The 5,285-nt window shown below is 61.7% G+C and carries 7 protein-coding genes and 1 pseudogene; 6 read left to right on the forward strand and 2 right to left on the reverse strand.

The annotated features are described in order from the left end of the window. Positions 1-476: 476 nt before the first annotated feature. On the forward strand, positions 477-917 hold the full coding sequence (locus GL279_RS18830) for a hypothetical protein (RefSeq protein WP_009450559.1): 441 nt from the start codon (positions 477-479) through the stop codon (positions 915-917). A 566-nt stretch (positions 918-1,483) separates the two neighbouring features. Then, positions 1,484-1,810, forward strand: a complete 327-nt coding sequence (locus GL279_RS18840; RefSeq protein ID WP_009450558.1) for a DUF736 domain-containing protein — start codon at positions 1,484-1,486, stop codon at positions 1,808-1,810. A gap of 94 nt (positions 1,811-1,904) precedes the next feature. Here GL279_RS18840 and GL279_RS18845 read toward each other — a convergent pair whose 3' ends face one another. Together GL279_RS18845 and GL279_RS18850 are read right to left on the reverse strand one after the other, a co-directional pair. Then, positions 1,905-3,146 carry a type II toxin-antitoxin system HipA family toxin gene (locus tag GL279_RS18845; protein WP_155066138.1) on the reverse strand — a complete coding sequence of 414 codons (1,242 nt, stop codon included), beginning with the start codon at positions 3,144-3,146 and terminating at the stop codon, positions 1,905-1,907. Further along, positions 3,124-3,444, reverse strand: a complete 321-nt coding sequence (locus GL279_RS18850; RefSeq protein WP_009450556.1) for a helix-turn-helix domain-containing protein — start codon at positions 3,442-3,444, stop codon at positions 3,124-3,126. The genes GL279_RS18845 and GL279_RS18850 overlap by 23 nt, the downstream gene beginning before the upstream one ends. Positions 3,445-3,762: 318 nt before the next feature. On the opposite strand from GL279_RS18850, the gene GL279_RS18855 reads away from it, so the two are divergent. From GL279_RS18855 to GL279_RS18870, 4 genes and pseudogenes are all read left to right on the forward strand, one after another. After that, complete coding sequence (locus GL279_RS18855) at positions 3,763-4,029, forward strand: helix-turn-helix domain-containing protein (protein ID WP_035746341.1); 267 nt, start codon at positions 3,763-3,765, stop codon at positions 4,027-4,029. Between the two features lie 45 nt (positions 4,030-4,074). Then, positions 4,075-4,365: a DNA -binding domain-containing protein gene (locus GL279_RS18860; protein WP_425495621.1), complete on the forward strand. Its 291-nt coding sequence runs from the start codon at positions 4,075-4,077 to the stop codon at positions 4,363-4,365. Positions 4,366-4,493: 128 nt separating this feature from the next. Continuing rightward, positions 4,494-4,631: pseudogene (locus GL279_RS19720) on the forward strand (transcriptional regulator domain-containing protein); the annotation flags it as partial. Between the two features lie 28 nt (positions 4,632-4,659). After that, the gene (locus GL279_RS18870; RefSeq protein ID WP_211371371.1) at positions 4,660-5,232 is read left to right on the forward strand and encodes a DUF2285 domain-containing protein; all 573 of its coding nucleotides are present in this window, start codon (positions 4,660-4,662) and stop codon (positions 5,230-5,232) included. Positions 5,233-5,285 lie beyond the last annotated feature (53 nt).

Below are 5,285 nucleotides of genomic sequence, written 5' to 3' on the forward strand. Positions count from 1 at the left end.
TCAGCATCCCGTGCTCGGCCTCCGATAATCATCGAAGGCACAATGGACCCAACCCCCGGTCGGTGGGGTCCCTTTTGGACGCCGATCACCCCAGAAGCGGGGTCCTTATTGCAAGCCGTTCAACACGGATGGCCTTTGGATACTTCGCTCCCCATTCCTTGTGGCGAAGCTGTTCGTCAATGTCTGACCAGCTTACCCATTCGCCATCGTCGTAAAATGCCCGATCTGACCAATCGACTTCTGCCATAAAGTTTAACCCGCATCCTTCCGCCCAACGATATGGTCATCGTAGAGGTGCAGCAGATACTGGTCCACCAGACGCATAAGGTTTCTCATTCAACCTGCTAGTTTTCGGACAGGCCTGGCCTCGAAAGCCATCGCTTCTCGCGCGGTGAGAGGAATGCTGCTATGCTGTGATTGCGCCATGGTGGTGGTGGAAGGCGCAGCCGTCCGACCTTTTGCACGGAGTCACCACCATGATCGTTCTCGGAATTATTGTTTCCATTGCAGCCATCGGGACCATGTGCTGGCTGCTGTTCAATCTCGCCGTTTTTGCCCTGCCGTTCTTTATCGGCCTGAACGCAGGCATATGGGCCTATGGCACGGGCGCTGGCTGGCTTGGCGGCATCCTCATCGGTCTTATCGCTGCGGGTCTGACAGTGGCGGTCGGTCAGGGCCTGCTCATGCTGGTTCGTCCGATCTGGGCACGGCTGCTGATCGCTTTGACCTTCGTTGCCCCGGCGGGCGTGGCAGGGTTTTACGCTACGCTCGGGATCGTCAAACACATGATGCCGTCCGAGACGTGGCAGATCATCTTTTCGGTAGTCGGTGCGGTCGCGGTGGGCGTGACGGCGTTCCTGCGCGTTGCAGGCATGGCGGCAACCGGCCCTGCGGACGGGAACCTTGCACGCACCTGAACTGGAGTGACCCGTAGAGGCAGGACCAGAAGCGGATACGGATCATCTGCCGTCTTCGTCAGGAGGCGGGTGGGTAGATAGCGTGTGGATCCCAGGGCAGCGTGAGGCACAGGCACGGTCCATAGGAGCGCAGGACGGTCAGTGCCAGCATTCGAGGACTGACCGAAAACCGGTTGGGGCAATGCCGATAGCACAGGCCGGAGAAAAGGATGTGCACGACCTGAAACGCGGGGGACCAGACAAGCCGGTGCGCCGGTCTGGTCATCCTGATGGAGCCTCGAGGTTGCCACCGTCCCCGTTCACCCCCGTGTCTCGACCGCTCCAAACGGCCTCTTCAATGGCCTGATCTGGCCGAAGAACAGCGCGATGCGCTTCGACCGCTTTAGCGCAACAGCGTCGTCACAACTTTCTTCCCCTGCCGGCAAAGCCGCCATTCCGCGCGGAACAAGAAAGTTCCTCCTGTGCTGTCCAGCCCCTTTGGGGTGCGCCAGCGTTCGTCTCCGGCCGGTCGATCGCCATAGAGGCCGCAATGGTGCGGGCTCGGAAACGGAAAGCGGAGACTTAAAATGGCAACCATCGGCACCTTCAAGAAGACCGGCTCGAACGAATTCACCGGCGAAATCGTCACCCTCAGCGTCCAGGCCAAGGGCGTGCGCATCATCCCCGACCTGCGCGCCACCGGCGAGAATGCCCCCAGCCACCGCGTTCTGGTCGGTCGCGCTGAAATCGGCGCCGCCTGGTCCAAGCGCTCCAACGAGGGCCGCGACTATCTGGGCCTCAAGCTGGACGATCCAAGCTTCAACGCTCCGATCTACGCCAACCTCTTCGACGAAGAAGACGGCGAAACCTTCTCCCTCATCTGGTCCCGCCCCAACGGTCGCCGCGGCGACTGAGGCGCGGAACAAAGGCTCCGACCGCAAGGTCGGGGCCTTTCCCGTGCCCGCGGGAAAGCCGCCAGGCCCGGTGACCTGACCGGGCTGGAACTGCTCAGCCGGTCAGGATCGGGATCATGGTTTTCACATGGGCGTCGATCCGTTCCAGCACGGGCGGGGGGACCACCTCGCGTTCCGGCAGTGTCCACCATTTCGCATCGATGCGTTTCACCGTCTCGACAACGGCCTTGAGCACGGCAGGCTCGGGAAGCCTTGCCCGATTGGCAAACGTCTTCCAGCGGGCCGGGGCCAGGCCCTTGAAGGCCCGCTCGCCGCCCAGAGACAGCGCCAGCCCATCTGCCGGAATATAGGGAATGGTCGAAAGCATGTCGTAGATCGGTGCAAGAGCGGGCGTGTCGCCGTCGCCCGGATAGATCAGTGACCAGTTCTTGAGGTGCATGTCGCCATTGCCCATGACCACCGAGAAGGTCAGCCGCCGGACAAACTCCAGCGCGGCGAACGGCGAGATTGCCACATTCAGCACAGAGGCGATGTCGTGGGAGGCGGCGCCATCATATTTGCGTGCCGGGTACAGGCCGAAAACCTGCGCGAAATCCTCGATATGGATGCGCTGCCCGTCTGCCCCGCGATCAAAACGCCGCACGAGCAGGACCAGCCCCTCGGCAAGTGTTTCGAACTCTTCGGGAATCCCCTCGAACTGCCCTCGGCTGACCAGTTCCCGCTCGGGCACGTCCATGCCGATGGCTTCGGCAAGCGCGAGGTTCGCGAACTCGTTTTCCGACACACCCGGAAAGGCGGTCGAGGGGAATTTTGCAATATACTGGCCCTCGTCATCCCCGAGCGGCAAGGTCAGCCCCCCGCCTTTGCCCGTGTTCTTCATTACCGAGAGCTTCATCTGCACGCCCGCCAGCGAGAAGCGGGCTTTGGGCCGCCCTTGGGCGGGCGCCGCCCCGATGCCCGGTTGACCGTCACTGGGCACCACCCGAACGGCACCCGGCAGGTCCGCGCCCAGAGCTGCCAGGAGATCGAAATCATTCCCCGGCCGCACATTGCCCGCATGGTGTCTTTCCATCGCCTCGCGCAGCCGGTCTTCGGGCAGCAGGTTGGCAAAGAAGGGCGGCAGGCTGCCTGCGACAGGTCGCGGATCCTTGCGTAGCCCCCCTGATGCCGCGCGCAGCGACAGGCTCAGAACCGGAATGCCGCCGGTCGCGCGATAGGCCGGATCAAGGCTGAAGGCGTTGAAATCACCCGGCGTCCTGACGATCATGCCAACCTTCGCACTGTTCAGGAACACGTCCAGCGCGGTGATGGTCTCAGCGGTACGGACGGCTGTCATCGTCGCTCTCCGGTTGCGGGCTGAAGGCCGGATGATCATCCTCGGCCTCGGGGCGCAAAAGCGCCTCGATGGCGGGCACCATCGCCTGCGGGACCAGCATCATTTCCAGCCCAAGCGCCCTGGCAATGTTGATCAATGTCGTGGTGCGCGCAGCCGCCGCCCCCGTCTCGATGTCGCGGTAGCGCGGGCGCGAAATGCCCGCAAGATCGGCCACCTGCTCCTGGGTCAACCCCGCTGCAAGACGCGCGCGGCGAAAATGGTCGCCGATCAGCCTCAGTGTTTCTTCTTCCGCCTTCATGTGATGCCTTTACGGATCAATACTGTCGCATTGATCTGAATAGGTATCATATCCAGTGTAGAATGCAACGACAATGATCTCCAAACATATCACGATCATTTCCCGTGGAGCGTTTGGAGATCATCTTGCGCTGGTCGGCGCTACGGCCAGCACAAGCGCTGCAATTGTGACATACAGGCGAATCAGTCGGCTGCATGCTCAGCCGTGCAGATAACGCCCTGGCCCGATTCGACGATTTCGTATGGCGTATCAGGCGAAGGCGACTAAAATAGCCGTAGTTCTGGAATGCGCGCCGGTCGCGATGGGAGGTGATCATGCATGATCACCGCTCGACAGTCGCGGGCCGCACGCGCGTTGCTGGGTTGGACGCAGGAGACGCTCGCTGACAAGGCCCGAATATCGCTGACTGCCCTGAAACGCCTTGAGTCCGAGAACCGGCTCGAGGTGTATGAGACAACGCGGGATCAGGTGCGCCGGGCGCTTGAAGCAGCAGGGATTGTTCTCCTGTCCACGGATCGCGGGCAAGGAGTATTGCTGGTTCATGACCAAGACGAGAAGAGATACCGACAGATCCGTGACGCCTGACCGGCGCCGGCGACATCATCAATCCGCTGCGGCGGCCTATGCTCTGTGGCGACCCGCGACATGACATCTCCGGTTCCTCCCTTCGACGATATTGCACCTGTTAGCGACGAGCTGACCAAATATTATCGCGCGCATATCAAGCTCTATATGCGGCTGCTCGATGCCGCCGGTGATGGGGCGGAATGGACCGAAGCCGTCAATGTGCTGTTCGGAATTGACCCTGTTCGGGAACCTGAACGCGCCCGGCAGGTCCATGACAGCCATCTGGCACGGGCGCGCTGGATGACACAGAGCGGCTATCGTCAGCTGCTGCGTCATCCGACAGATCGGACCTGACCTCGCCGCCGTCGCACCAGTGATGCCTTCAGAGCATCACCCCATGTCTTTGTCCCGGCTTCCATCTCGGTAGAGGCGCCGCAATTCTTTCACGCTCCACCTGTGCAGTTTCAACCAGGAGCGGAGCAATGAAGCCGGATACATCCCGCTGGCGAGACCAGAACCAGTATGAATTCTACGATGCGCTGCCCGTTGAGGGTGTCGCCTGGGAATGCCTGCGGCGTAACGCCTCCTACCAGTCCAGTTTCGATGATCTTGTAGCGCAAGGCGCCGGGCATCTTCCCTTTGCGGATGATGTCCAACATCGCTGGGGGTTGCGATTTCCCGGCAGACCCCGGCTTTTCCGCGCTCGACCAACCGGTCATCTGGTCGCCTGTTGCCAATCCGGACATGCTGATGCTCGGGGCAGCGCCCGATTTTCTTCCGCCTTCTCCGTCCGCCTTATCGGTAGATCTTGCTGATGCCATCTGCGGACCAGAGGGGACATATGGTGTCTGCGACGCCAGAGACGGCGTTCAATATCTGATCCTCGCCGACACCGATGCCAATTCGCAGCCGGCGATCATTCTGCCACTTGACGAAAATCTGCCGGATCGGCTCGAAGCCATTCTCAGGCTCTGGCACATGCTGGCCGGGAAACCCGCGCGCCGCGACCCCAGGATGACGCCGTATCAGCGCCGGCGGTTTCGCCTGATGATGCAAGCTGCCGACGGAAACGCCAACCACGCGACCTATCGTGAGATTGCCATCGCCATCTACGGAGAGGCGCGCGTTCGCGCTGAGCCGTGGAAGACATCGGCTGTCAATCGGCATCCAAACGGCCCCCCCGATCGGCGCCCAAAAGTGACCCCTTTGGCGCGCGGTTGAGCAGGCCCGTGGCGGCGTAGCTTTCCAGCTGGCGCAGCCGACGCGGGCCTGCG

The sequence above is a fragment of the Paracoccus limosus genome, from assembly GCF_009711185.1.
GTDB classification, from domain to species: Bacteria; Pseudomonadota; Alphaproteobacteria; order Rhodobacterales; family Rhodobacteraceae; genus Paracoccus; species Paracoccus limosus.

Bases quoted from the DNA above. Each gene is read 5' to 3' on its own strand.
- GL279_RS18850 (WP_009450556.1), bottom strand. From the start codon at position 3,444: ATGAAGGCGGAAGAAGAAACACTGAGGCTGATCGGCGACCATTTTCGC.
- GL279_RS18840 (WP_009450558.1), top strand. From the start codon at position 1,484: ATGGCAACCATCGGCACCTTCAAGAAGACCGGCTCGAACGAATTCACC.
- GL279_RS18870 (WP_211371371.1), top strand. From the start codon at position 4,660: ATGTCCAACATCGCTGGGGGTTGCGATTTCCCGGCAGACCCCGGCTTT.
- GL279_RS18845 (WP_155066138.1), bottom strand. From the start codon at position 3,146: ATGACAGCCGTCCGTACCGCTGAGACCATCACCGCGCTGGACGTGTTC.
- GL279_RS18855 (WP_035746341.1), top strand. From the start codon at position 3,763: ATGATCACCGCTCGACAGTCGCGGGCCGCACGCGCGTTGCTGGGTTGG.
- GL279_RS18830 (WP_009450559.1), top strand. From the start codon at position 477: ATGATCGTTCTCGGAATTATTGTTTCCATTGCAGCCATCGGGACCATG.